28 protein-coding genes are annotated in these 26,929 nt (G+C 48.3%); 18 read left to right on the top strand and 10 right to left on the bottom strand.

All coding sequences use genetic code 11. The annotated features are described in order from the left end of the window. Nucleotides 1–11 precede the first annotated feature (11 nt). The 6 genes from ABVN44_RS00600 to ttrB form a co-directional block, all read right to left on the bottom strand. A complete protein-coding gene (locus tag ABVN44_RS00600) occupies nt 12–905 on the bottom strand; it encodes a proline iminopeptidase-family hydrolase (RefSeq protein WP_001000508.1) in 894 nt (297 codons plus the stop codon). Between the two features lie 58 nt (nt 906–963). Then, a complete protein-coding gene (locus ABVN44_RS00595) occupies nt 964–1,701 on the bottom strand; it encodes a glutamine amidotransferase (protein WP_023232085.1) in 738 nt (245 codons plus the stop codon). Nucleotides 1,702–1,712: 11 nt separating this feature from the next. Further along, nucleotides 1,713–2,939 carry a PfkB family carbohydrate kinase gene (locus tag ABVN44_RS00590; RefSeq protein ID WP_000471822.1) on the bottom strand — a complete coding sequence of 409 codons (1,227 nt, stop codon included), beginning with the start codon at nt 2,937–2,939 and terminating at the stop codon, nt 1,713–1,715. Nucleotides 2,940–3,261: 322 nt separating this feature from the next. Beyond that, complete coding sequence (gene ttrA, locus ABVN44_RS00585) at nt 3,262–6,324, bottom strand: tetrathionate reductase subunit TtrA (protein ID WP_048348855.1); 3,063 nt, start codon at nt 6,322–6,324, stop codon at nt 3,262–3,264. Next, nucleotides 6,317–7,339 (bottom strand): tetrathionate reductase subunit TtrC, encoded by a 1,023-nt coding sequence (gene ttrC / locus ABVN44_RS00580; RefSeq protein WP_000149774.1) that lies wholly within the window; start codon nt 7,337–7,339, stop codon nt 6,317–6,319. The genes ttrA and ttrC overlap by 8 nt, the downstream gene beginning before the upstream one ends. Further along, nucleotides 7,340–8,074, bottom strand: coding sequence for a tetrathionate reductase subunit TtrB (gene ttrB, locus ABVN44_RS00575; RefSeq protein ID WP_023206656.1), 735 nt, complete (start codon nt 8,072–8,074; stop codon nt 7,340–7,342). Between the two features lie 181 nt (nt 8,075–8,255). Between ttrB and ttrS the strand changes: the two genes are divergently transcribed. From ttrS to fumD, 3 genes are all read left to right on the top strand, one after another. Continuing rightward, nucleotides 8,256–10,034 carry a tetrathionate respiration histidine kinase TtrS gene (ttrS, locus tag ABVN44_RS00570; protein WP_077248401.1) on the top strand — a complete coding sequence of 593 codons (1,779 nt, stop codon included), beginning with the start codon at nt 8,256–8,258 and terminating at the stop codon, nt 10,032–10,034. After that, a complete protein-coding gene (gene ttrR / locus ABVN44_RS00565) occupies nt 10,009–10,629 on the top strand; it encodes a tetrathionate respiration response regulator TtrR (RefSeq protein WP_000190927.1) in 621 nt (206 codons plus the stop codon). The genes ttrS and ttrR overlap by 26 nt, the downstream gene beginning before the upstream one ends. A 97-nt stretch (nt 10,630–10,726) precedes the next feature. Next, the gene (fumD, locus tag ABVN44_RS00560; protein WP_000165779.1) at nt 10,727–10,939 is read left to right on the top strand and encodes a fumarate hydratase FumD; all 213 of its coding nucleotides are present in this window, start codon (nt 10,727–10,729) and stop codon (nt 10,937–10,939) included. 95 nt (nt 10,940–11,034) lie between these two features. Here fumD and mlrB read toward each other — a convergent pair whose 3' ends face one another. The 4 genes from mlrB to ABVN44_RS00540 all read right to left on the bottom strand — a co-directional run bounded on the left by mlrB (nt 11,035) and on the right by ABVN44_RS00540 (nt 16,504). After that, a complete protein-coding gene (gene mlrB / locus ABVN44_RS00555; RefSeq protein WP_001060723.1) occupies nt 11,035–11,994 on the bottom strand; it encodes a transcriptional regulator MlrB in 960 nt (319 codons plus the stop codon). A 171-nt stretch (nt 11,995–12,165) separates the two neighbouring features. Continuing rightward, on the bottom strand, nt 12,166–12,894 hold the full coding sequence (locus ABVN44_RS00550) for a MerR family transcriptional regulator (protein WP_000122318.1): 729 nt from the start codon (nt 12,892–12,894) through the stop codon (nt 12,166–12,168). A 178-nt stretch (nt 12,895–13,072) separates the two neighbouring features. Then, entirely contained in the window at nt 13,073–13,711 is a 639-nt protein-coding gene (locus tag ABVN44_RS00545; RefSeq protein WP_000666334.1) for a two component system response regulator, read from the bottom strand. Between the two features lie 30 nt (nt 13,712–13,741). Next, the gene (locus ABVN44_RS00540) at nt 13,742–16,504 is read right to left on the bottom strand and encodes a two component system sensor kinase (protein WP_048348854.1); all 2,763 of its coding nucleotides are present in this window, start codon (nt 16,502–16,504) and stop codon (nt 13,742–13,744) included. Nucleotides 16,505–16,904: 400 nt separating this feature from the next. Here ABVN44_RS00540 and spiC point away from each other — a divergent pair, with 400 nt between their 5' ends. The 15 genes from spiC (at nt 16,905) to ABVN44_RS00465 (ending at nt 26,925) form a co-directional block, all read left to right on the top strand. After that, nucleotides 16,905–17,306, top strand: coding sequence for an SPI-2 type III secretion system protein SpiC (spiC, locus tag ABVN44_RS00535; RefSeq protein WP_001562740.1), 402 nt, complete (start codon nt 16,905–16,907; stop codon nt 17,304–17,306). 1 nt (nt 17,307) lies between these two features. Next, nucleotides 17,308–18,801 carry an SPI-2 type III secretion system protein SpiA gene (gene spiA, locus ABVN44_RS00530; protein WP_393954235.1) on the top strand — a complete coding sequence of 498 codons (1,494 nt, stop codon included), beginning with the start codon at nt 17,308–17,310 and terminating at the stop codon, nt 18,799–18,801. After that, nucleotides 18,782–19,993 (top strand): SctD family type III secretion system inner membrane ring subunit SsaD, encoded by a 1,212-nt coding sequence (gene ssaD, locus ABVN44_RS00525; protein ID WP_023232135.1) that lies wholly within the window; start codon nt 18,782–18,784, stop codon nt 19,991–19,993. The genes spiA and ssaD overlap by 20 nt, the downstream gene beginning before the upstream one ends. Before the next feature lie 7 nt (nt 19,994–20,000). After that, on the top strand, nt 20,001–20,243 hold the full coding sequence (gene ssaE, locus ABVN44_RS00520) for a YscE family type III secretion system co-chaperone SsaE (protein WP_023232136.1): 243 nt from the start codon (nt 20,001–20,003) through the stop codon (nt 20,241–20,243). Between the two features lie 262 nt (nt 20,244–20,505). Continuing rightward, nucleotides 20,506–20,832: an SPI-2 type III secretion system chaperone SseA gene (sseA, locus tag ABVN44_RS00515; RefSeq protein ID WP_023232137.1), complete on the top strand. Its 327-nt coding sequence runs from the start codon at nt 20,506–20,508 to the stop codon at nt 20,830–20,832. Nucleotides 20,833–20,838: 6 nt separating this feature from the next. Continuing rightward, nucleotides 20,839–21,429: an SPI-2 type III secretion system translocon protein SseB gene (sseB, locus tag ABVN44_RS00510; protein WP_023232138.1), complete on the top strand. Its 591-nt coding sequence runs from the start codon at nt 20,839–20,841 to the stop codon at nt 21,427–21,429. Further along, the gene (gene sscA, locus ABVN44_RS00505; RefSeq protein WP_000711023.1) at nt 21,426–21,899 is read left to right on the top strand and encodes a SycD/LcrH family type III secretion system chaperone SscA; all 474 of its coding nucleotides are present in this window, start codon (nt 21,426–21,428) and stop codon (nt 21,897–21,899) included. The genes sseB and sscA overlap by 4 nt, the downstream gene beginning before the upstream one ends. Before the next feature lie 2 nt (nt 21,900–21,901). Next, entirely contained in the window at nt 21,902–23,356 is a 1,455-nt protein-coding gene (locus ABVN44_RS00500; RefSeq protein WP_048348853.1) for a type III secretion system translocon protein, read from the top strand. 15 nt (nt 23,357–23,371) lie between these two features. Continuing rightward, complete coding sequence (sseD, locus tag ABVN44_RS00495) at nt 23,372–23,959, top strand: SPI-2 type III secretion system translocon protein SseD (RefSeq protein ID WP_023232139.1); 588 nt, start codon at nt 23,372–23,374, stop codon at nt 23,957–23,959. A gap of 2 nt (nt 23,960–23,961) precedes the next feature. Next, a complete protein-coding gene (sseE, locus tag ABVN44_RS00490) occupies nt 23,962–24,378 on the top strand; it encodes an LcrR family type III secretion system chaperone SseE (RefSeq protein WP_000249606.1) in 417 nt (138 codons plus the stop codon). Nucleotides 24,379–24,429: 51 nt separating this feature from the next. Further along, entirely contained in the window at nt 24,430–24,864 is a 435-nt protein-coding gene (sscB, locus tag ABVN44_RS00485; protein WP_000979962.1) for a SycD/LcrH family type III secretion system chaperone SscB, read from the top strand. Nucleotides 24,865–24,879: 15 nt separating this feature from the next. After that, nucleotides 24,880–25,662, top strand: a complete 783-nt coding sequence (gene sseF, locus ABVN44_RS00480; RefSeq protein ID WP_023232140.1) for a type III secretion systems effector SseF — start codon at nt 24,880–24,882, stop codon at nt 25,660–25,662. Beyond that, nucleotides 25,659–26,348, top strand: a complete 690-nt coding sequence (gene sseG / locus ABVN44_RS00475) for a pathogenicity island 2 effector protein SseG (RefSeq protein ID WP_000805835.1) — start codon at nt 25,659–25,661, stop codon at nt 26,346–26,348. The genes sseF and sseG overlap by 4 nt, the downstream gene beginning before the upstream one ends. 93 nt (nt 26,349–26,441) lie before the next feature. Next, nucleotides 26,442–26,657, top strand: a complete 216-nt coding sequence (gene ssaG / locus ABVN44_RS00470; protein WP_000350226.1) for a type III secretion system needle filament protein SsaG — start codon at nt 26,442–26,444, stop codon at nt 26,655–26,657. Next, nucleotides 26,635–26,925, top strand: coding sequence for an EscG/YscG/SsaH family type III secretion system needle protein co-chaperone (locus ABVN44_RS00465; protein WP_000444713.1), 291 nt, complete (start codon nt 26,635–26,637; stop codon nt 26,923–26,925). The genes ssaG and ABVN44_RS00465 overlap by 23 nt, the downstream gene beginning before the upstream one ends. The last annotated feature ends 4 nt before the right edge of the window (nt 26,926–26,929 follow it).

The following is a 26,929-nucleotide window of genomic DNA, read 5'->3' as shown; positions in this document are numbered from 1 at the left end:
TTAATGGCTTTTTATGCCAGATCGCGTAAAAACGCGCTTACCGCTGCGAGGCAGGGCGCGATATTTTCTTCATGCGGGTTATGGCTGCTGCCGGGAATAGTGACCGCGCGGCAGTCTGAAATGTGAGAGAGCAGCGGAGAGACGACGCGCTCGGTTGCCTGATCGTTTTCGCCGCGCAGTACCAGAACAGGACAGCGTATCTGGCACAAATGGGGCGTAATATCCCAGTCGGCAAGTTTGCCATTTGCCGCCAGTTCATTGGTTCCCCATAAAATGTGATAACCCGTAGGGTCGGCGGCGAACTGCGCATTAGATCGCTGAACATGAACGGCTTCTTCCGCGAGGGTATAAACGTGCCTGGCATAATAAGCGACCAGCTGTTCCGGTGGGTTTTGATAAATGACGGCGGGCATAATGACGTTTTTGATATCGTCATCGGACATTGGCGTCAGAGCGTTAAAGAGCCGTATGGCTTCCTGTTGCCACAGGGCGATACTGGCCGGCGAACTGGCCAGTATCGTCCCGCGAAGCCCGGCAGGCTGTAAGCAGGCGTGCTCTGCGGCAAGCATTCCGCCCCAGGAATGTCCCAGTATCGAATACCCGTGTCCAATACCCAGGTGATGAATTAATTGGGTTAATTGACGGAGATAACGCGCAATAGTCCAGAAAGACGCGTCAGCATGAGGAAAATGCGTTGAACGACCGCAGCCATATTGATCGTAAAATATTACCATGCGCCCGTCATCAGCCAGACGGCGATAATTTAATAAATAATCAAAGCCGCCAGAAGGGCCGCCATGAAGGATAATGAGCGGCGTGAGTAATGATTTTCTGTCTCCATAAATCCGATAGCTTGTCAATATGTTTTCAGAAAACATTTCGCCATAGAGATAAGTATCATTCATATTCTTAATGACTCAGTGTGTGGCAGGGCAGGCGAAATTTATATTCGCCTGGGTAATATTATTTTTTTATTGTGTGTAAAACATTACACCAGAAGGTGGCGTACTGTTCCCATTGCAGAAACTGCGGGCTTCCCCAGTGCGGTGAACAATCACTGGCAAAGCAACATACTTTCCCTTTATGGTAAGTACCCATAACTAACAGTGGATCGCCATTAATTTCAGCAAGGACCTGACTATTTTCTTTGGCGATAAGCTTGTTATAGCCCAACAGCGGCGGCCATTCGCTAAATGGCTGGGTAATAATATGCTCTACCGCAGTATTTACTGCTTTACATCCTTGCGGTAGTTCTACGCGGTCATCTACATCCAGCATATCAACCGGCAATACTTCCGCCAGAACCGTATTTTTATAATTGGCTTTTGCTTCTATTCCCGTAAAGGATAAATACCCGCCGATCATTAACAGACCGCCGCCCTCAGCAACATAATCGGCGATAAGTTGTAATGCATCAGGAATAATGTCCATATTATAAAACGTTCTGTTTTGTAGCAGGAACGTATTGCTACCGATATCACTGATGACGATCGCATCATAGCAGGCTAATGCTTCGGCGGTTTGTGGAAAACGAGTTTGCACAATATGGGCAGGCATGTAGTCCACATCGATATTACCCTGGCGTAAGCAGGATAATAAATAGTCTGCACCTTCTTCATATTTGCTCGATGTAAAGCTATCAAAACCTTTAGAGTGAATCATATGAATGTGCCAGGATTCGCCAATAAATAAAATTTTCATTATGTCACCTGTTAATTAATGTGAATGACTTTATTAGATTGGGTACGCATTCGATGTAAAACCTGCAAGTGCTGAGGCATACTCGACGCACCGACTTGTTCCACCGCCAGAGAAGCGAAAGCGGAGGCATATTGAATGGCTGCGACCATATCTGCTTGTCGCGCCAGCGCGGCGGCTAAGGCGCCATTAAAAGCGTCACCGGCCCCGGCGGCATCTTTTACCACGGCGCTCCACGCAGGAATATACAACGTGCGGGCGTGCTCACAGAGCAGAGAACCACGGGCGCCAAGGGTAATAATGACTTTTTTCACCCCGGATTGCAGAATAATATTTCCGGCTTTTTTCGCATCATTAATATCAGTAATGGTTACGCCGGATAAAAAAGAGGCTTCAGTTTCATTCGGCGTGATGATGTCAATATCAGATAATAAATGCGTCACCTGTTTCGTATAGGGGGCAGGATTCAGCATGATCATTTTATTTTCTTGTTTGCCCAGGCGAATAAATTCAGTCAACGCTTCAATGTTCGTTTCGAGCTGCATTAACATAACGTCAGACTCGGCGATATAACGGTGTTGCTCGTTAATCTCTTGTGTGGTGAGCATCATATTGGCGCCAGGGTAGATGGCGATAATATTATCGCCATCTACGGCGGAGACATAGATCAATGCGCTACCGGTGGGTGCTTTATCTGTTTGATACGCGCTGTATGAGGTGATGCCTGATTGAATAATATGATTCATAGCAAATGCGCTGAACTGATCTTTGCCCACTTTAAAAATAAAATGTGCCGCAGCGCCAGCGTTGTTTGCCGCTAAAGCCTGGTTGGCTCCTTTACCGCCAGGATAGAATCCAAATTGACTGGCCAGAATGGATTCTCCGCTTTGTGGAAACCACGGCACGGTTGCTGAAACATCAATATTGAATGAGCCTAAAACACACACCTTGCCTGCTTTTTTTGTGTTTTCCCGGCGCAGTTTTGCATCCTGATGGATTGGCGTGGCGATAGTGCTGGAAATATCAATCTTATTTTCAGTGATAAGCTTACTCAGCGCGTCACGGTTTAAAATTCCTCCGCCATAGCAACGCTGAAGCATACCTGATTTCTGGAAATAGCGTAGATCGGAACGAATAGTCTCCTGGCTAACCTTATAAAGGTCTGAAAGTTTACTGACGCTAACACTATTATCCTTTATCAGTAAATTGATGATGGCATGACGTCTTTCTTCTTTAAACATATTGCCTCCGGGTAGTGAGTTGAATTGTATTTATGGCAATGTTGTCATGCGGTGAATTCAATCACAGATTATGCGGTCAACCGGAAGTAACCCCAAATGAATGTCAATAATCAGAAGCGCAGCCAATGTGTTAAATATTAATTGCTTACAGAAGGGGAAAATAGTTTTGTGAGTGTTGTCATATATTTTCTATGTAATATGACAGGGTGAACGTAAAATAGTTGGGCTTGCACGATTCAGTGAGTATATGCAGCCGGACAGCGTTCGCTTATCAGTCGCTACCCTCGACGAAATAAGACGATATCGCTCTCCGGCCCTGGGGTTATATACGCTCGATTTTTGCCGGCAGCCCCTGACGTACCGCCGCGCCAGAAACCCAGTCGAGCCAGGTGTTGGTAATGGTTCTTGTCGGATCGGCAAAGCCCAGATCGTTAAGATTTATGCCTGCCCTGATTTGTGGATCATACGGCATAGGCACGCCATCCAGAGAGTGCTGCGTTGCGCCCATCTCGCGGTGGCCATATCCGTGTTCGATGGCGATGACGCCTGGCATCACGCCATTTAACAAACTGATTTGCGCCACGACCTGACCGCCCGGCGTAATGATCCGTACCCGATCGCCATGTTGCAGTCCATAACGCTCGCCGTCTTGCGGATTCAGCGCCACCAGGTTTGCTGGCTTCACATGGTGTAAGCGCGGGATGACGGCTGTTGAGCTGGACATGGTATTTGATTTAAATGAAATCAGTTTCAGCGGCCATTGCCCAATGGGAAACTGGTCGTCAATCGCACGACCATCTGACAAACGCGCCGGATACCAGACCGGGCAACCGCTGAAGCGCTCCCCGGTGATGGCGTGACGGTGGGCGGCGACATCTGCATTCCAGATCTGTAAGGGTTTTTTCCACGCGTTACCTAACCGTTGCTCCGTATAGCCGCTATCCTCGGGCGCAAACCGGCCGCCACGCGAGTAGATAAACGCCACGCGACCGACCTCATCAGCTTTAAGCGTGTGCTGAATTGCTGGCAGAATGCGGCTGACGCCGGTAAGCGAAATATCTTCCTGATTTGCCAGCGCGACCGGCGTCTTGCCCATAAAGGCGATATTAGCGGCTACGCGCAGATAGAAATCTTCCGCCCGGTTCAGTGGAAAAGTATTGCCCTGCGGATCGGTTATCGCCCGGTCGCCGAAGCCGGGCAGACGGAGCCGTTTTGCTACCGCAATACAAAATGCTTCCATTGAGACAGGTTGCCCGTCCACCGTTCGGCGAGTGGCGGGGGCGACAACCGGCCAGCGGGCGGTAGTGGCTTTACTGGCTACGCCGCCCCAGGGCGCCGTAAAGCCCCAGCTCTCAAAATTGTGCGTATCCGGCACAATGTAATCCGCCAGCGCCGTCGTTTCATTCATAAAGGCGTCAATCGCGATAAAGAGCGGCAGTCGGCGAGGGTCTTTTAGCTTTTCTTCCGCCACGGCGCGTAGACCGGGAACACCGTAAAACGGGTTGCTCATATTGGAAATCCAGGCTTTAAGCGGATAAGGATAGCCTTCGAGCGCGGAGGTCAACAGTTCGGTAAGCTGGCCTGCCACAAAGGGATACCACGGCGCTTTGGCTGGATAAGGGGATTGCCCGCCGGCAATTTTGTCGCGGTATTCTTCCGATGCTTCATAAGCGGTTTTGCTACGGGCAATACTTAACCCGGACGGTTTCACTTTTCCGGCAAAACTGTTCATGTTGTAGCGGGGGCCGTCGCTAACGCCGTTGAATTTGCCGCCGCCGACAAAGACGCCGCCGGACAAGCTGAGGTTGCCGATCAGCGCGTTAAGCATCATGACCGACCAGGCGTTATAAAACCCATTGCCGGCCATCATGCCGCCGTGACTGATGACCGCGGCTTTACGTCCGTGACTGGTAAAGGTTTCCGCCAGCGCGATAATTTGCGCTTCCGGTACGCCGCACTGTTCGCTGTATTGCGCCAACGAGAGCTTTTCTGCCGCCTCTTTCAGGCGTTGCAACCCGCTCTTCACCGTGACCCGTTGGCCGTCGGCGAGCGTAACGTACTGCGTCACGAAAAGCCGTGCCTGTCGGCAAGTGGACGCATCGACCAACTCGCCGTCGGTATTCAGCACGACGGGGGTCTCTTCGCCATCGGGCGTAAGATGGCGCAGCGTCAGGTGTTGTCCGGCAAGCGTCGGCAGTTCATCCGCAATGACCAGGTGCGTGGCGTTGGTCCAACTTTGCTCGCCGGCCTGCTGCATCGCCTGTACGCCGGGAATCGCCAGATAATCAGCATTATAACGTTGATTATCCATGATCCAGCGGATCATCCCCATTGCCAGCGCCGAATCGCTGCCGGGCATGACCGGTTGCCAGCGACCGCGAGGATCGGCGAGCACCGTTGATAAGGGGAGGGCGGGGGCGACCACGACGTATTGAAAATTCTCACGCAGTCGGGCGCTCGCCAACTGACGTGCCTGGCGTTTAAACGGATTGCCGGACTGTGCCGGGGAGGTGCCCATAAAGAGCGCAAACTCCACGTTTTCCCAGTCGGGTTTGACATGCGGGTTTTTATCCAGATCGCCCATCAATGCCCCGGAGCCGGCCCGGTAAGCCAGTCCACAGTAGGCGCCATGCGCGCCGAAATTCTTGCTGCCGAAGCTATTTAGCGCAAAACGACGCAGAAACGCATCGCGGCCTTCGTCGCTGGTATTCGTGACCAGTAACTGATTGGTTTTGGGCCCGAAACTGGGGTGCTTTGCGTCAATTGGCGTATCCGGCGCATGAATAGCGCGCAGTCCGTCCACATGACCTTCGCCAAACAGATCGCCGCCTTCCACGACTTCTTCAATAAGTTGCTCAAAGCTGATGCGCTGCCATTTCCCTTCGCCGCGTTTACCCACGCGTTTCATCGGTTCAAGCAGTCGTAGCGGACTGTACAGGCTTTCCAGCAGCGTGGCGCCGCGCGCGCAGGCGGTTGAGCGGGCGTCAAGACCGCTTTCTCCCGCCAGTTGCTCCATGGCTTCGCTAAAAGGGACGGACGAGTCAATCGGGTGTTCCTGCGACAAGGGGTGATAGGGATTGCCGGCGATGCGTATCACTTTGCCATCGGCATTAACCCGGGCGCGGATACCGCACTGTGTCCAACAGCCGAAGCATTGCGTCATGGCGATGGTTTGTTGTGGATTTTGCTGCCAGTGTGTTTGCGCCTGCGCCTCCGGAATTAACGCGTTGCCAAAGATGCGGTCGCGCGTTACCTTGCCGGACGTCCCGTTTAACAGGCCATCAATTGCGCGTTTCGCCACATCACGGTAGCTCAGACCAAAAGTGACCATCCCACCGACGGCGAGACCGACTTTTAGCCACTGACGACGGGTTAAATTAGCCATGTTGTAATCTCCTGGTGAGTCCGTTCAGCGTTTCACGAATAATAATCAGTAGCGCTATCCACAGGCCGAAGGTGCCGAGAATAGCCAGCCAGCCATCCGTTCCGCCTGGTAACGAGTAAGGGTTAAATTGCGCGTTGAACTTGGGGACGGTTTGTACCTGAATCAACAATGTCCAGCGCATCAGCCAACATAGCGCCAGCGCGCTCAGAACCAGCAGGACGCGTCTTAGCTGCGATAACGGATGGCGTAGCGCCAGGCTACAGAACAGCAGTGTGAATACCCACAGCGCCACCCAGCCGACAGCGTAATATTTGGCTGACAGGGCGACGGTAATCCACTGACGGATTGCCGTGCCGGAAAGCGTATCGCCGCTAACCCACATAGCCACCACCAGTCCCAGCGCCGCCAGCGTCCAGAGTTGTCCCCACAATATTTTTGGCAGCCTTACCGAGTCGCGTCGGGCGGCGACAATCATCAGCGCGAAGAACGCCTGTAAGGCGCTAAGAAACATCGCCACGGGGAAGGCGTAGCTAAACCAGATTGGGCGCGCCAGCACAATGGAGACTTCGCGGCCGGTATAAATCAACAGGCCCACCGCGCAAAGCGCGCTGGCTAACGCCAACCATTTAGTGACGTTGTAACTTTTATTGAGTAATCGTTTTATTTGCTGCGCCAGGAACCACAGAGCGAGAAATCCGGTAAACAGCGGCAGGAACAACGCTCCCCAGGGCATCCACGACCAGGGCGTCGGCCAGGCATAGAAATGCCAGACGCGGGCGGTCTGGTGCAGATCCGCCGTCAACGCCAGCGGTGCGGTAATCGCACAGGTAATGGCAATCAGTAATGCCCGATTTTCTTCTGTTGCGGCGTCTTTTTTCCGCCAGTGAAGATAACAGGCAAACAGTGCGGCGCAGGCGGCAATGCCAATAAAAAAGAAATATTGTACCGCCCACGGCAGCCAGCTAATGTCCTGCGGGTGAGCCAGCACTTCTTCAATGATGAGTGAATGCGTCATTCAGACCTCCTGCCAAAGCGCGGGCTGCGCACGGCCCATTAATGGGGTGACAAAGGCGTCGTCCAGACCCAGGTAGAAAACATGGGGCGACGTGCCGTTTTCCGGCTTTAATACCTTGATAGCGTCGCGATGTTGATGAAGCAGGGTGGAGATGCGGCTATGGGGATCTTTGATATCGCCAATAATACGCGCGCCGCCGACGCAGGACTCTACGCAAGCGGGTAACAGCCCGGCTTCCAGACGATGGACGCAAAACGTGCATTTATCGGCAGTTTGCGTTTCATGATTGATAAATCGGGCGTCGTAAGGACACGCCTGGACACAATAGGCGCAGCCGACGCAGCGTTTGTTATCCACCACCACAATGCCATCTTCCCGCTGAAAGGTGGCTTGTACCGGGCAGACCGGCACACAGGGGGGGTTATCGCAATGGTTGCACAGACGCGGCAATAGCACATTCGTGACTTCCTGACTACCTTCACGCTGGACCTGGTATTGGTTCACCGTCGTACGAAACGCGCCCTGCGGCGTTTGGTTTTCAATAGTGCAACTTACGGTACAGGACTGACAGCCGATACAACGCCGCAGGTCGATAAGCATGGCGTAACGGTGTCGGGGAGAGCCTTCATGCCGCTCCGGCGAAAAAGGAAATTTCGCTTCAGCCAGCGGAACCAGCGAGGCGCCAGCGGTCAGGACGCCGAGCTGCTGGAGAAATTGCCGTTTACTGCTGTCCATATTGACTCCCGTCCACATTGCCAACAATGAAACATTTGTCACGATGTTGGTTCATGTGTAATGAATAAAAAATGTCGATGATTTACAGTGTAAAAATCGAGGCGGGGTGCGCTCTATTGTGGTTAACCACATACCCGGCTTGTTGTTGATCTAAAACAACATAATTGACAGGGATATTGGGGTGAGAGGTAAAACCGTAAGGCGCCTGGCGGTGTTGGCGGCAGTAGGGCTACTTTGTCATGGCGCGTGGGCAGGGACGTGGAATATCGGTATTTTGGCCATGCGCGGCGAGGCGTCTACGCGTAGCCACTGGCAACCGTTGGCAAAGACATTAAGCCAACAGCTTCCAGGCGAAACCTTTCACATCCAGCCGCTGGATCTGCATCAAATGCAGGAGGCCGTTAACCAGGGAACCGTGCAGTTTGTGATAACCAACCCGGCGCAATTTGTCCAACTGAACAGCCATGCGCCGCTCCGCTGGTTAGCTTCCCTGCGCTCCACGCGCGATGGGAAAGCGGTGAGTAATGTTATTGGCAGCGTGATTTTGACCCGGCGCGATAGCGGCATCACCACGGCGCATGATCTCATCGGTAAGACAGTCGGCGCGATTGATGCTCAGGCGTTTGGCGGCTATTTATTAGGCTATAAAGCGCTCAGCGACGCGGGCTTACGCCCGGAGCGCGATTTTCATCTTCGTTTTACCGGATTTCCTGGCGATGCCTTAATCTATATGCTGCGCGAAAAAGCGGTGCAGGCGGCAATTGTGCCAGTGTGCCTGTTAGAAAATATGGATCAGGAAGGATTGATTAATAAAAAGGACTTTATCGCGCTGCTTGCCCGACCGACGCCCCTGCCTTGCTTAACCAGTACGCCGTTATATCCTGACTGGTCGTTCGCGGCGCTACCTGCGGTAAGCGATGCGCTGGCGGATCGCGTAACGCGAGCGCTATTCAACGCGCCCGCCGCCGCGTCATTTCACTGGGGCGCGCCAGCGTCGACCAGTCAGGTAGAAGCGTTGCTGCGTGATGTTCGTCAGCACCCTCAGCAGCGTCGACTGTGGCTGGATGTCAAAAGTTGGTTAATCCAGCACCAGCTAATGGTCGGCGGCGTGATTCTGGCGTTCCTGTTGCTCACGCTCAATTATATTTGGGTCATGCTGCTGGTGCGTCGACGTGGAAAGCAACTGGAACGTAATAGCGTAGTTCTTCATCAGCATGAGCGGGCGCTGGAAACCGCCCGGCAAATGAGCGTGTTGGGTGAAATGACCTCCGGGTTTGCCCATGAGCTTAATCAGCCGCTTTCCGCGATTCGACATTATGCCCAGGGGTGCCTGATTCGACTGCGCGCTGCAGATGAACAGCATCCCTTGCTGCCGGCGCTGGAGCAGATTGACCAGCAGGCGCAACGCGGTGCGGATACTCTGCGTAACCTGCGTCACTGGGTTAGCCAGGCGCAGGGCAACCCGGTGCTAACCGAAGCGTGGAAGGCCATAGCCATTCGCGAGGCGATTGATCATGTCTGGCAATTGTTGCGTATGGCGCAACAGTTTCCGACAGTGACTCTGCATACCGAGGTTAGCGCTGCGCTGCGCGTAACGCTGCCGTCAATGCTGCTGGAACAGGTGCTGGCGAATATCATTCTTAATGCGGCTCAGGCGGGCGCCACCCATTTATGGGTCGTTGCTGAACGCACTGAAAACGGCATCAGTATTGTTTTACAGGATAACGCCGGGGGAATCGATGAGGCACTATTACGTCAGGCGTTTCAGCCGTTTATGACCACCCGTAAAGAGGGGATGGGCTTAGGGCTGGCGATTTGCCAGCGGCTGGTGCGGTATGGGCGGGGCGATATCAGCATCAGGAACCAGACCGCGCCGGACGGTCTGTCGGGAACGGTGGTCACGATACATTTCTTACATGAACATGGGGGCAGGGATGGCGACAATTCATCTACTGGATGATGATACGGCGGTCACTAACGCGTGCGCGTTTTTACTGGAAAGTCTGGGATATGACGTAAAATGCTGGACGCAGGGGGCGGATTTTTTGGCGCAGGCCAGTCTGTATCAGGCCGGAGTCGTATTACTGGATATGCGAATGCCGGTACTGGATGGGCAGGGCGTTCATGATGCGTTGCGCCAGTGCGGAAGTACCCTGGCGGTTGTTTTTCTTACCGGGCATGGCGATGTACCGATGGCCGTGGAGCAGATGAAACGCGGCGCCGTCGATTTTCTGCAAAAACCGGTATCGGTAAAACCGCTACAGGCGGCGCTGGAGCGTGCGCTGACGGTTTCATCGGCAGCGGTGGCGCGCCGTGAGATTATACTGTGTTACCAGCAGTTGACGCCGAAAGAGCGTGAGCTGGCCAGCCTGGTGGCAAAAGGATTTATGAACCGTGAAATTGCGGAAGCGATGAATATCGCGGTGCGCACCGTAGAGGTGCACCGCGCCAGAGTCATGGAAAAAATGCAGGCCGGTAGCCTGGCGGAACTGATTAGGCGTTTCGAAAAAATGGCCTCGCCAGAGACCAGAATACGAACAACGTATGAGCCATGAATAATAAACTGCGTTATTTCTTTGATTTGCATCAAATTTTGTTTAATTGAGAAGACTGTTATATTCTGTTGGTTTGAGCTGGCGACGAGTAAAACGTATGACAAAACCGACAAAAGATGACGAACTGTACCGCGAGATGTGCCGGGTGGTGGGCAAGGTCGTGCTGGAAATGCGCGATCTGGGGCAGGAGCCTAAATATATTGTTATTGCGGGCGTGTTAAGAACCGCGCTGGCGAATCAACGCATCCAACGTAGCGCGTTAGAAAAACAGGCTATGGAAACCGTGATTAACGCTCTGGCGCGGTCATAGCCGCTATCAGGGTGGCAATAACGACATCGCCTTTGAATTGTCGCGATTGTCACCATGGCGGGCGGGTTGCCCGCCGTTAGCGATGCGCAGGGTTATCAGGTGATGGCTAAGCGCAGCCCTAATGTATCAGGGTACGGCTCAAAATAATTCTGGCTGCGTAGATAGTCATCGGGATGTTCCGCCAGATAGTGCTTCAGCAGCGTTAACGGTGCCAGGATAGGTAGTCGGCCCGCCCGGTAGCCGAGAATCACCTCGCGTAATTCCGCGCGTTGCCTGCTGTTCAACGCGCGGTGAAAATAGCCCTGGATATGCATCAGCACATTGGTGTGATTTTTACGTGAAGCGGGGTGTCGCAGGATAGCCATCAGTTTTTCTCTGTATCGGACAAAGAAGGCATCCAGATCGTCCCACTCATGCAGACGCGCGACGAAAGGGCCAATTTCGCGGTAGCCGGCCTGGTGGTGGGCGAGAAGCTGAAGTTTGTATCGGCTATGAAACGCGAGCAAACTGTGACGACTCAAGCCCTGCGCGCGTAGCGCATTTAATTCATGTAGCGCGAAGATACGTGCGATGAAATTCTCGCGTAGTACCGGATCGTGCAGGCGACCATCTTCCTCTATCGGCAGCCAGGGATATTTGTCCATCATCGCGGCGGTAAACAGCCCCGTGCCAGCTTTGCGGCCCCTGTTACCCTTTTCATCATACAGGCGAACGCGCTCCATTCCGCAACTGGGCGATTTTGCACACACAATAAACCCCGCCAGTTCGCCTATTGTTGGCAGAAACCGATCGGCAAAGGCATTCATTCGCTCGGTGACGTCATCGTGCGGGGCATGGCTATAGCGCATCCGAATGTCGCCACAGGTCGTCTGGATAAGACGCAGCGCAGGGCGAGGAACGGGCAGGCCGATCGCCACCTCCGGGCAGATCGGTTTGTAGTCCACCCACGGCGCCAGAGAGTTCATGACAAAATCCATACGCTTATGTCCGCCATCAAAGCGTACCGCGGCGCCAGTCAGACATCCGCTAATGCCGACTACGGGTTTGTTATTCATGATTCCCCCTTATTGAAAGTACGACGACTGACGCCAATGGCGCAAAATGTTATCTCACGCTGATTTAAAACTTACACAACTTTGTTTTTTTGTCTAAGTTTTCGCGGAGATTTTTTTGACGTAGTTAAATATCAATAAGATAGAATGAGGGGAAGAAATCTATTTCAGCGCTTATAGTGTGATAACCTCCAGCGAAGCGACCACGTTGCGCCACTGGGCAAGCTGTTTTTTCTGCCCGGCAGTGAGCTTTCCGGTGGTCACCAGGAACCATTTTCTCTGGGCGAACAGCTCGGGCGCCAGCATGGCTGGTGGAGAGGGAAGCACATTGAGCCGCAGCTCTTGTCCGGTACGAGTCAACGCTTCCAGCCAGATTTCACAGTGATCCGAGAGATGCCATCCGCTAATAAAGGCATTGTTGCCAGGCGCTTTTCTGTCGCCTTCAAGGCAAAAAGAGGTGTAGGCAATAATGATGCCATCCAGTATTTCGCGCAGCGTCATCACGGCGGGAAGATGCGCGGACACTTTGCTGCGCAACGGACGCAATAAATGGGTCACCAGTTCTGCGCGGGGATATTCCCGGCCACAGTCATAAATCAACTGCCGCAGCGCGTCAATTCGCCCTTCGTGGAGATGTTGAAGCATCGTCTCCTGAATCGTTATCCAGTTATCGCCCAGGCGAATGACCGGACGCGACAGTAAGGGTTTGACCTGACTTATCGGTACGCCTTTTCTCACCCAGTCGAGGATGCTAAGCGCTTGTCGAATATCGTCATCGCTGTATAAGCGATGCCCGCCATCAGTACGCTGCGGTTTCAATAAACCATAGCGTCGCTGCCATGCCCTTAGCGTGGCGGCATTGATACCGCATAGTCTGGCAAATTCGCCGATAGAATACGACATGGTAAAGCCCGTTAAATAAGGGGATTCTACTATATCATGATTAAATGAAGACTAAGGTAGTGATAAATGGTGCGGCATACCAGGGCATCCGTATGGATTTTGTCGATGATGAGCAATACTGCGTGGCGTAAGGCTCATCAAAATATGACCAATGCTTAATACCATCGGATGCCCCTGGTTAATACTCTATTAACCTCATTCTTCGGGCGCAGTTAAGTAACTCTGTCACTTTATGAACCTGTAGCTTTCTCATCATATTCATCCGATGTGTTTCGACGGTTTTTATACTGATATGTAGCTTTTCGCTGATCCCATGATTGGTATACCCCTCGTCAATAAGTTTAAGAACCTGACGCTCGCGCAAAGTAAGCAGTTGATGATTGGTCGTGTCAGCCTTTAATTCAGCCAGGATAGCTTCCCGATTCAACGTCGGGTCAATGTAACGCTTGTTTACTGCGACTGTTTGCAATGCCGCTAACAGAACTTGCTGACTACTGCTTTTTAAAACATAGCCATTAGCACCTGCGGCTAAAGTTTTAATGGTCATATACTCTTGTTGGTATGCTGTGTAAACCAGAATATTCATTGCTGGCCAACGCTGATGTAATTGAGGAATGATATCCAGGCCATTGATGCCAGGTAAGCTAAGATCAAGGATAAGTATGTCAGGCTCGTATGCGCAACAGGCATTATAAACCTCAAGACCATTTTTAACATGCTCTACAATTTTAAAATGAGGCCAGGGTAATAAGGCATTCATAATGCCGTTAATGATGATTTCATGATCGTCTACTAATAAGATCTTATATTCTTTCATTTTGCTGCCCTCGCGAAAATTAAGATAATATTAAGTAATGGTGTAGTTTTTGAAGATCATACGTATTTTCTGGCGTAAGTCGGTTAGTTCCTCCAGCGCGATGATTTTCCCCATTTTTACGCGATTCTCAATGTCTATGACATAGCTTACCAATTCAGTCTGCCCTATTTGACCTAAACAGCCTTTTAATGTGTGAATTAACTGATCGATTTTTTGTCCAGCCGATACGGCATTTTCAATATCAGCCAGCAAGAGGTCCAGTGATTGGAAAATCTTGCTATTAATGACCATATCATCTGTCGCCAGTAGCGCTGAGCAGCGACTTGGATCCTGCTCCTGTAGCTCTATATTTCGTAAAAGTTGGTATTCTGCGGCAATACTGATATAGCGAGCTAAGGTAGCCAACGTCACTGGTTTGGTAATGTAATGATGAATCCCATTTTTTTTACAACGATGAATATCTTCTGTCGCTACGCTAGCGGATAGCGCCACAAACATGCAGTCAGGATCTAAATTATTCGGCTCATCGTGCCATAATTGTACACATTCAATACCATCTATTTCTGGCATTCTAATGTCAATCAGTACTAAATCGAATCGTTGCTGGTGTGATAAAGTCAGAGCCTCGTTACTACTGGCGGCAATAGTGACGTGTTGGCCCAGGCTGATAAGCATTTTGCCGATGATGTCCCGATTAATATCGGCATCATCAACCAAAAGAATCTGCAACTGCCAGGGTGGTAACAAATTATTTATTACTGGCATATTTGGTGTACACAATATTAACTGTTGCGCCAGGTCGTAGAGTTTTCCGGGGAAATACAAAAGCTCTGCGTTGAGAAGCGCATTTTGCTGGTGGGGTGGCTCGCCGCGTATTCCCCAGCAAGCCAGTTGCCGATGCAGGCAGAACGGCGCTGACAGTGTCCCTTTAATTGGTTGAGGCGGCTGGTATTCTTGTAAGGGTAATACTAGCGAGACACAGGTTCCAACCCCGGGGACACTTTTTAGTGTCAGATTACCGCCCATCATTTTAGCCAGGCTTGACGCAATAGTCAGTCCAATTCCTGTACCTTGCGAATTTGTGTCTGCTTGATAAAAAGCAGTAAAGATTTGAGACTGCTGCTGTATTTCAATCCCTTTACCGCTATCGCTAACCAGAAATATTAATTGTTCCTCATGACGCTTGACCGTCAGACGTATCCCTCCGGTTTCGGTAAATTTTACCGCGTTCCCGAGTAAATTAACCAAAATTTGCCGTAAACGGATACTGTCGGTATGAAAATAGAGAGGGACATGTTGACCGACAAAAGTACGTAATGACAGTTTTTTGCTTTGCGCCGGCCCCTGGATGGTTTGCATTGCCTGGTCCAGTAACGGCAGTAACGCTGTTTCTTCCATATGTAATGTGAAATGACCAGACTCGATGCGTGAAAAATCCAGCAGATTATTAATAATAGCTAACAAAGACAGTGTACAATTCCTGGCGGTATCAGCTAATCCTTGCTGCTCTATGTTTAAAGGGGTGGTTTGTAATAATTCAATCGCACCGAGTACGCCATTCATCGGAGTACGTAACTCATGACTTATTACCGTAAGATGAATGCTTTTACGTTTGTTAGCTTGCTCAGCGCGTTTTTTTGCTTCATTTAGCGCCTGGGTGCGCTCTGCGACTTTGTTTTCCAGATTGTCGTATTGGACTTGTAGAGTATCAAGCAGTTGGTTAAAAGCACCGGCAATACTATCTAATTCATCCAGTCGTTGTGCTGGTAAACGTGTGCTCAGCGGTGCAGTTGCGGTTTTATTAATGACATCGACAAAACGCCATAACGGTTTGGCCAGTGAGCGATGTAGTAACCAGCAAAAAGCCGACGTCATCAACACCAATGCTGTTAATGTAAAGGGGATTTGTTGAAGGATAATTTTTAAGATGCGATTATGTAGATTACCGTATGGGTACAGCGTAACCAGACTCCATCCGGGGCCATGCAAGGTTGTGCGTAATATCAGAAATCCGGGAATTTGCTGCCATCCATCATGCAGCGTTACATTTTCTAACTGTGTACGTATTTTTTGCGGGATGTATGAAAACGGCAATAAGTGGTTGTTTTGATCCAGCCATACTCGAATACTATCATCTAATGGTAGGTGGCTCTTAGTAATGAGATCGGGAAGTTTAACCGTCACCCCAAAAAATACGCCTTGCTGATCGGCAACCGCAACGGAAGCGTGCCATCCTTTGCCGTTTATGTATTCTGGTTCACTCCAGTAAAACCCGGCATGGGTTGGGTATAAAGGAAAGCTTTTTCGCGTTAAAGGCTGTAGAGTTGAATAATCTGAAGGGTTATCAGTAGATAATAACGAAATCTCATTTTTATGGTTAAGAATAAAACTATCGCGACGAAAGCTTTTTTCATCGATATCAGAGGACTGCAGAAAGAGACGATGCTTCTCTCCGTTTAGCGTCGGCGTGCAATTTGAAAGACCGACAGATAGAAGCCGGCTCACCTCAGGGAAAATATCGTTATGATGAATCTCAGTCGCTAATGAGCATTGATACATTAAATTTTTAGCGTCACGTTCAGCTTCTTCAAACCGTTGATTGCTTAGTACAATATTCATCTCGGATAGAACGGATAAATCCTCTATTATATGCTGCCGTTTCTGAACCATTGATATATAAGCTGCGGTAAGCACAGATAGCAGCCAAATAATTATTGTTGTTAATAAAAATAAAAAAGTTAGCCTGATTACTAAAGATGTTTGCAGCGTATTCTTGAGATTGAGCAAATTCATAATGCTTTCCTCCAGTTGCCTGTTGCAAAATCTTTGGCACTTGATCACTATCGCAGTACATATAGTTTCATCAGAAGATTAATCGATGGTGTTATCATTAGGAAGATAAATTTCTTCATATATAACCCAGTCGATGACTACAATTACTTTTTAATAAGGTGGCGATGTAAAAACATCGTAACAGTTTATTTAATAAATAATTTTTCAAATTGTAATTTTTTATGTCAATGCTGAAAGTGTAATTGTGAATTTATCGGAAAATCCGAATGATAGAATCGCCTGTGACAAGGTATATGTAGACAGCATCCTGATATTGTACAAGAAGAGTATAGTCGAAATAAATGTGAATCAGGCTTTTTACGGATGTGGTTGTGAGCGAATTTGATAGAAACTCCCATTTATGTCTGAGGAGGGATTCATGCTGGCAGTTTTAAAAGGTATTCCATTAATTCAGGATATCAAGGCCGAAGGTAATAGCCGATCCTGGATAATGACTATTGATGGGCATCCTGCCAGAGGAGAAATTTTCTCAGAAGCATTTTCTATTTCTTTGTTCTTAAATGACCTGGAAAGCTTACCTAAGCCTTGTCTTGCCTATGTGACACTACTGCTTGCAGCACACCCGGACGTCCATGATTATGCTATACAGCTCACAGCGGATGGGGGATGGTTAAACGGTTATTATACCACAAGTAGTAGCTCTGAGCTTATTGCTATTGAGATAGAAAAACACCTGGCTTTAACTTGCATTTTAAAAAATGTAATACGCAATCACCATAAACTTTATTCGGGTGGGGTATAAAATGGTAGTAAATAAACGTTTAATCTTAATTTTACTATTTATACTCAATACAGCAAAGAGTGATGAGTTATCATGGAAAGGTAATGACTTCACCCTTTATGCCAGACAAATGCCATTAGCAGAGGTTTTACATCTGCTCTCAGAGAACTATGATACGGCTATTACTATTAGCCCATTGATAACAGCTACATTTAGTGGAAAAATTCCGCCTGGACCACCGGTCGATATTTTGAATAACCTGGCAGCACAATATGATTTGCTAACCTGGTTTGATGGTAGCATGTTATATGTATATCCTGCATCGTTATTAAAACATCAGGTTATCACTTTCAATATTTTATCTACTGGACGGTTCATTCATTACTTACGCAGCCAGAATATCCTTTCATCACCGGGATGCGAGGTTAAAGAAATTACCGGTACCAGAGCTGTGGAGGTGAGTGGTGTTCCCAGCTGTCTGACTCGTATTAGTCAATTAGCTTCAGTGCTGGATAATGCGTTAATCAAACGAAAAGACAGTGCGGTGAGTGTAAGTATATACACGCTTAAGTATGCCACTGCGATGGATACCCAATACCAATATCGCGATCAGTCCGTCGTGGTTCCAGGGGGCGTGAGTGTATTGCGTGAGATGAGTAAAACCAGCGTACCGGCGTCATCGACGACCAATGGTTCACCCGCTACACAGGCATTGCCCATGTTTGCTGCCGACCCACGCCAGAATGCAGTGATCGTTCGTGATTATGCGGCCAATATGGCCGGGTATCGGAAACTCATCACAGAATTAGATCAACGCCAGCAGATGATAGAGATTTCGGTGAAAATTATCGATGTTAATGCTGGAGATATTAACCAGTTAGGCATCGACTGGGGAACGGCAGTGTCGCTGGGTGGCAAGAAAATTGCGTTCAATACAGGTTTGAATGACGGCGCTGCTAGCGGTTTTTCAACGGTAATCAGCGATACCTCAAACTTTATGGTGCGTTTGAATGCCCTGGAAAAAAGCTCTCAGGCTTATGTACTTTCCCAGCCATCTGTGGTGACTTTAAATAATATCCAGGCTGTGCTGGATAAAAATATTACTTTCTATACCAAACTGCAGGGAGAAAAAGTGGCTAAACTTGAATCCATCACTACGGGTTCTTTGTTGCGCATTACACCTCGCTTGTTAAATGACAATGGCACGCAAAAAATAATGCTTAATCTTAATATTCAGGATGGACAACAAAGTGATACGCAAAGCGAAACAGATCCGCTACCCGAAGTGCAAAATTCTGAAATTGCTTCGCAAGCCACATTATTAGCCGGACAGAGTCTATTGCTGGGAGGATTTAAACAAGGTAAACAAATCCACTCGCAAAACAAAATCCCTTTATTGGGCGATATTCCTGTCGTAGGCCATTTGTTTCGCAATGATACGACTCAAGTACATAGTGTAATCAGGCTGTTTTTGATTAAAGCCTCAGTAGTAAATAATGGCATATCTCATGGTTAATCCAAAGAGCTCCTGGAAAATACGTTTTTTAGGTCACGTTTTACAAGGCCGGGAAGTATGGCTGAATGAAGGTAACCTGTCACTGGGGGAGAAAGGATGCGATATTTGTATTCCGCTTACTATAAATGAAAAAATTATTCTGAGAGAACAGGCAGATAGTTTATTTGTTGATGCCGGGAAAGCCAGAGTTAGAGTTAATGGCCGCAGATTTAATCCAAATAAGCCGCTACCATCCAGTGGGGTTTTGCAGGTTGCGGGAGTGGCTATCGCGTTTGGTAAACAGGATTGTGAACTTGCTGATTATCAAATACCCGTTTCCAGATCAGGGTACTGGTGGTTGGCTGGCGTATTCTTGATTTTCATCGGTGGAATGGGTGTCCTGTTAAGTATTGGCGGTCAGCCTGAAACGGTAAATGATTTACCTTTGCGGGTTAAGTTTTTATTAGACAAAAGCAATATTCATTATGTGCGGGCGCAATGGAAAGAAGATGGAAGCCTGCAGTTGTCCGGTTATTGCTCGTCAAGCGAACAGATGCAAAAGGTGAGAGCGACTCTCGAATCATGGGGGGTCATGTATCGGGATGGTGTAATCTGTGATGACTTATTGATACGAGAAGTGCAGGATGTTTTGATAAAAATGGGTTACCCGCATGCTGAAGTATCCAGCGAAGGGCCGGGAAGCGTGTTAATTCATGATGATATACAAATGGATCAGCAATGGCGTAAGGTTCAACCATTACTTGCAGATATTCCCGGGTTATTGCACTGGCAGATTAGTCATTCTCATCAGTCTCAGGGGGATGATATTATTTCTGCGATAATAGAGAACGGTTTAGTGGGCCTTGTCAATGTTACGCCAATGCGGCGCTCTTTTGTTATCAGTGGTGTACTGGATGAATCTCATCAACGCATTTTGCAAGAAACGTTAGCAGCATTAAAGAAAAAGGACCCCGCTCTTTCTTTAATTTATCAGGATATTGCGCCTTCTCATGATGAAAGCAAGTATCTGCCTGCGCCAGTGGCTGGCTTTGTACAGAGTCGCCATGGTAATTACTTATTACTGACGAATAAAGAGCGTTTACGTGTAGGGGCATTGTTACCCAATGGGGGAGAAATTGTCCATCTGAGTGCCGATGTGGTAACGATTAAACATTATGATACTTTGATTAACTATCCATTAGATTTTAAGTGAGTGGAAAATGACAACTCTGACCCGGTTAGAAGATTTGCTGCTTCATTCGCATGAAGAGGCCAAAGGCATAATTTTACAATTAAGGGCTGCCCGGAAACAGTTAGAAGAGAACAACGGTAGGTTACAGGATCCGCAGCAATATCAGCAAAACACCTTATTGCTTGAAGCGATCGAGCAGGCCGAAAATATCATCAACATTATTTATTATCGTTACCATAACAGCGCACTTGTAGTGAGTGAGCAAGAGTAAAGTAAAAATATCTTAGAGCCTATCCCACCAGGCGTTATTGGCGCAGCCAGCCTGGACACGGACAGCGCGCAAAAACCGGAGCGTACACGTAGCACGTGAGGTTTGACTCGCTACGCTCGCCCTTCGGGCCGCCGCTAGCGGCGTTCAAAACGCTAACGCGTTTTGGCGAGCACTGCCCAGGACCAAAATGGCAAGTAAAATAGCCCTAATGGGATAGGCTCTTAGTTAGCACGTTAATTATCTATCGTGTATATGGAGGGGAATGATGATAAAGAAAAAGGCTGCGTTTAGTGAATATCGTGATTTAGAGCAAAGTTACATGCAGCTAAATCACTGTCTTAAAAAATTTCACCAAATCCGGGCTAAGGTGAGTCAACAGCTTGCTGAAAGGGCAGAGAGCCCCAAAAAAAGCAGAGAGACAGAGAGTATTCTTCATAACCTATTTCCACAAGGCGTTGCCGGGGTTAACCAGGAGGCCGAGAAGGATTTAAAGAAAATAGTAAGTTTGTTTAAACAACTTGAAGTACGACTGAAACAACTTAATGCTCAAGCCCCGATGGAGATACCGTCAGGAAAAACAAAAAGGTAAAGCATAATGTCTTCAGGAAACATCTTATGGGGAAGTCAAAACCCTATTGTGTTTAAAAATAGTTTCGGCGTTAGCAACACTGATACCGGGGGGCAGGATGACTTATCCCAGCAAAATCCGTTTGCCGAAGGGTATGGTGTTTTGCTTATTCTCCTTATGGTTATTCAGGCTATTGCAAACGATAAATTTATTGAAGTCCAGAAGAACGCTGAACGTGCCAGAAATACCCAGGAAAAGTCAAATGAGATGGATGAGGTGATTGCTAAAGCAGCCAAAGGGGATGCTAAAACCAAAGAGGAGGTACCTGAGGATGTAATTAAATACATGCGTGATAATGGTATTCTCATCGATGGTCTGACCATTGATGAATACATGGCTAAATATGGCGATCATGGGAAGCTGGATAAAGGTGGCCTACAGGCGATCAAAGCGGCTTTGGATAATGACGCCAACCGGAATACCGATCTTATGAGTCAGGGGCAGATAATAATTCAAAAAATGTCTCAGGAGCTTAACGCTGTCCTTACCCAACTGACGGGGCTTATCAGTAAGTGGGGGGAGATTTCCAGTATGATAGCGCAGAAAACGTATTCATGAAAAAAGACCCGACCCTACAACAGGCACATGACACGATGCGGTTTTTCCGGCGTGGCGGCTCGCTGCGTATGTTGTTGGATGACGATGTTACACAGCCGCTTAATACTCTGTATCGCTATGCCATGCAGCTTATGGAGGTAAAAGAATTCGCTGGCGCAGCGCGACTTTTTCAATTGCTGACGATATATGATGCCTGGTCATTTGACTACTGGTTTCGGTTAGGGGAATGCTGCCAGGCTCAAAAACATTGGGGGGAAGCGATATACGCTTATGGACGCGCGGCACAAATTAAGATTGATGCGCCGCAGGCGCCATGGGCCGCAGCGGAATGCTACCTCGCGTGTGATAACGTTTGTTATGCAATAAAAGCGTTAAAGGCCGTGGTGCGTATTTGCGGCGAGGTCAGTGAACATCAAATCCTCCGATTGCGTGCAGAAAAGATGTTACAGCAACTTTCTGACAGGAGCTAAAAATGAATCGAATTCACAGTAATAGCGATAGCGCCGCAGGAGTAACCGCCTTAACACATCATCACTTAAGCAATGTCAGTTGCGTTTCCTCAGGTTCGCTGGGAAAGCGCCAGCATCGTGTGAATTCTACTTTTGGCGATGGCAACGCCACGTCTCTGCTATCAGGGAAAATTAGTCTTCAGGAGGCAAGCAATGCGTTGAAGCAACTGCTTGATGCCGTACCCGGAAATCATAAGCGTCCATCATTGCCTGACTTTTTGCATATCAATCCCACTGTTTTATCAATGATGATGACGACATTAATACTCAACGTCTTTGGTAATAACGCCCAATCGTTATGCCAACAGCTTGAGCGGGCAACTGAGGTGCAAAATGCATTGCGTAATAAGCAGGTAAAGGAGTATCAGGAGCAGATCCAGAAAGCGATAGAGCAGGAGGATAAAGCGCGTAAAGCGGGCATTTTTGGCGCTATTTTTGACTGGCTTACCGGCATATTTGAAACCGTGATTGGCGCCTTAAAAGTTGTGGAAGGTTTTCTGTCCGGTAATCCCGCAGAAATGGCTAGCGGCGTAGCTTATATAGCCGCAGGTTGTGCAGGAATGGTTAAAGCCGGAGCTGAAACGGCAATGATGTGCGGTGCTGACCACGATACCTGTCAGGCGATTATTGACGTGGCAAGTAAAATTCAAGTTGGTTGTGAAGTCGTCGCGATGGCACTGGATGTTTTCCAGATTGGTCGTGCTTTTATGGCGACGAGAGGCTTATCTGGCGCAGCTGAAAAAGTGCTTGACTCCGGCTTAGGCGAAGAAATGGTTGAGCGTATGGTAGGTGCAGGGGAAGCAGAAATAGAGGAGTTGGCTGAAAAGTTTGGCGAAGAGGTGAGCGAAAATTTTTCCAAACAATTTGAGGCGATTGAACGTGAAATGGTTTCGCCGGGTGAGATGGAAGAGGAGTCTGCCGAATTTTCTCGTAACGTAGAAAAAAATATGACAAAAAATGCGGGAAAAAGTTTTACGAAAGCGGGGGTGAAAGCCATGGCAAAAGAAGCGGCAAAAGAAGCCCTGGAAAAATATGCGCAGGAAGGGGGAAAGTTTCTGTTAAAAAATTTTCGTAATAAAGTTCTCTGGAATATGTTCAAAAAAATCCTGTATGCCTTACTGAGTGATTGTTCATTTAAAGGCTTACAGGCTATCAGATGTGCAACCGAGGGTGCCAATCAGATGAATACTGGCATGGTTAACGCAGATAAAGCGAAGCTCGAAAAGAAAATAGAGCAATTAATAACTCAGCAACGGTTTCTGGATTTCATAATGCAACAAACGGAAGACCAAAAAAAGTTAGAACAAAAACGCTTAGAGGAGCTTTATAAGAGTAGCGGTGCCGCGCTTAGAGATGTATTAGATACCATTGATCACTATAGTAGCGTTCAGTCGAGAATAGCTGGCTGTCGCGCTTAATCTGAGGATAAAAATATGGAAGCGAGTAACGTAGCACTGGTATTACCAGCACCTTCCTTGTTAACGCCTTCTTCCACTCCATCTCCCTCCGGGGAGGGAATGGGTACTGAATCAATGCTTCTGTTATTTGATGATATCTGGATGAAGCTAATGGAGCTTGCCAAAAAGCTGCGCAATATCATGCGCGACTATAACGTAGTAAAACAACAGCTGGCCTGGGGGCTACAGGTCAATGTTTTACAGACGCAAATGAAAACAATTGATGAAGCGTTTAGAGCATCAATGATTACTGCGGGTGGCGCAATATTGTCGGGCGTGCTGACGATAGGATTAGGGGCCGTAGGCGGGGAGACCGGTCTTATAGCGGGTCAAGCCGTAGGCCACACAGCTGGGGGAGTCATGGGCCTGGGGGCCGGTGCAGCGCAACGTCAAAGTGATCAGGATAAAGCGATTGCCGACCTGCAACAAAATGGGGCCCAATCTTATAATAAATCCCTGACGGAAATTATGGAGAAAGCAGCTGAAATTATGCAGCAAATCATGGGCGTGGGGTCGTCAATGGTCGCGGTTCTTGCTGAAATACTCCGGGCATTAACGAGGTAAACATGGTGCAAGAAATAGAGCAATGGTTGCGTCGGCATCAGGTGTTTACTGAGCCTGCATATTTAGGGGAGACCGCCATATTACTTGGGCAACAGTTTATATTATCGCCTTACCTGGTGATCTATCGTATTGAGGCAAAAGAAATGATTATTTGTGAGTTCAGGCGCCTGACGCCCGGGCAACCTCGACCACAGCAATTGTTTCACTTACTGGGACTTTTACGCGGGATATTTGTGCATCACCCGCAGTTAACATGTTTAAAGATGTTGATAATCACCGACGTTCTGGATGAAAAAAAAGCCATGCTACGCAGGAAATTATTGCGCATCCTGACAGTAATGGGAGCGACCTTTACACAGCTTGATGGCGATAACTGGACAGTTTTATCCGCCGAGCATCTTATCCAGCGACGTTTTTAAATAACCTTCCTGACGTAAATCATTATCACGTGAAAATAACAATCAATAGGTATGATGATGAAAGAAGATCAGAAAAATAAAATACCCGAAGACATTCTGAAACAGCTCTTATCCGTTGATCCGGAAAGCGTTTATGCCAGTGGTTACGCCTCATGGCAGGAGGGGGATTATTCGCGCGCCGTAATCGATTTTAGTTGGCTGGTGATGGCCCAGCCATGGAGTTGGCGTGCCCATATTGCATTGGCTGGCACCTGGATGATGCTTAAAGAATACACGACAGCCATTAATTTCTATGGACATGCCTTGATGCTGGATGCCAGCCATCCAGAACCGGTTTACCAAACGGGCGTCTGTCTCAAAATGATGGGGGAACCCGGGTTGGCGAGAGAGGCTTTTCAAACCGCAATCAAGATGAGTTATGCGGATGCCTCATGGAGTGAGATTCGCCAGAATGCGCAAATAATGGTTGATACTCTTATTGCTTAAATAACAGAACGAAATATGAAAATTCATATTCCGTCAGCGGCAAGCAATATAGTCGATGGTAATAGTCCTCCTTCCGATATACAAGCGAAGGAGGCATCGTTTCCTCCCCCTGAAATTCCAGCCCCTGGCACCCCCGCAGCCCCAGTACTGCTTACGCCTGAACAAATAAGGCAGCAGAGGGATTATGCGATACATTTTATGCAATACACTATTCGTGCGCTGGGTGCGACAGTCGTGTTTGGATTATCGGTTGCTGCAGCGGTAATTTCTGGCGGAGCAGGATTACCCATTGCTATCCTTGCGGGGGCGGCGCTCGTGATTGCTATTGGGGATGCTTGCTGTGCGTATCATAATTATCAATTGATATGTCAGCAAAAGGAGCCGTTACAAACCGCCAGTGATAGCGTTGCTCTTGTGGTCAGTGCGCTGGCCTTAAAATGTGGGGCAAGTCTTAACTGCGCTAACACCCTTGCTAATTGTCTTTCTTTATTAATACGTTCAGGAATCGCTATTTCTTCGTTGGTTATACACCTACAGTTTCCGCTGCCCGCCGCTGAAAATATTGCGGCCTCTTTGGACATGGGGAGTGTAATTACCTCCGTTAGCCTGACGGCGATAGGTGCGGTACTGGATTATTGCCTTGCCCGCCCCTCTGGCGACGATCAGGAAAATTCTGTTGATGAACTTCATACCGATTCCAGTGTGTTATTGGCAGAACAAATGGCAGCGCTCTGTCAATCTGCTACTGCACCTGCATTAATGGACAGTTCTGGTCATACATCTCGGGGAGAACCATGAAACCTGTTAGCCCAAATGCTCAGGTAGCAGGGCAACGTCCTGTTAACGCGCCTGAGGAATCACCTCCATGTCCTTCATTGCCACATCCGGAAACCAATATGGAGAGTGGTAGAATAGGTCCTCAACAAGGAAAAGAGCGGTTATTGGCCGGACTTGCGAAACGAGTGATAGAGTGTTTTCCAAAAGAAATTTTTAGTTGGCAAACGGTTATTTTGGGCGGACAGATTTTATGCTGTTCCGCTGGAATAGCATTAACAGTGCTAAGTGGTGGAGGCGCGCCGCTCGTAGCCCTGGCAGGGATTGGCCTTGCTATTGCCATCGCGGATGTCGCCTGTCTTATCTACCATCATAAACATCATTTGCCTATGGCTCACGACAGTATAGGCAATGCCGTTTTTTATATTGCTAATTGTTTCGCCAATCAACGCAAAAGTATGGCGATTGCTAAAGCCGTCTCCCTGGGCGGTAGATTAGCCTTAACCGCGACGGTAATGACGCATTCATACTGGAGTGGTAGTTTGGGATTACAGCCTCATTTATTAGAGCGTCTTAATGATATTACCTATGGACTAATGAGTTTTACTCGCTTCGGTATGGATGGGATGGCAATGACCGGTATGCAGGTCAGCAGCCCATTATATCGTTTGCTGGCTCAGGTGACGCCAGAACAACGTGCGCCGGAGTAATCGTTTTCAGGTATATACCGGATGTTCATTGCTTTCAAAATTTTGCTATGTTGCCAGTATCCTTACGATGTATTTATTTTAAGGAAAAGCATTATGGATATTGCACAATTAGTGGATATGCTCTCCCATATGGCGCACCAGGCAGGTCAGGCCATTAATGACAAAATGAATGGTAATGATTTGCTAAACCCAGAATCGATGATTAAAGCGCAATTTGCCTTACAGCAGTATTCTACATTTATTAATTACGAAAGTTCACTGATCAAAATGATCAAGGATATGCTTAGTGGAATCATTGCTAAAATCTGAAGTTATTAGCGACGATGTTCGACGGTTGCTGCTGGAAATCATGTTTGCGGGCGTTAACCATAGCCTGATTTCCCAGGTACATGCGATGTTACCAGCGCTAACGGTTATTGTTCCGGATAAAAAATTACAGTTGGTATGTCTGGCATTATTATTGGCGGGTTTAAATGAGCCGCTAAAAGCCGCGAAAATTTTATCGGATATTGATTTGCCAGAGGCTATGGCGCTGCGTCTGTTATTTCCTGCACCGAATGAGGGGTTTGAAAATTGAATAT

This window comes from Salmonella sp. SJTUF15570, assembly GCF_043357055.1.
Classification (GTDB): domain Bacteria; phylum Pseudomonadota; class Gammaproteobacteria; order Enterobacterales; family Enterobacteriaceae; genus Salmonella; species Salmonella enterica.
Note: the sequence above shows the minus strand (reverse complement) of the source record. Positions and strands in the feature narration are given on the sequence as shown.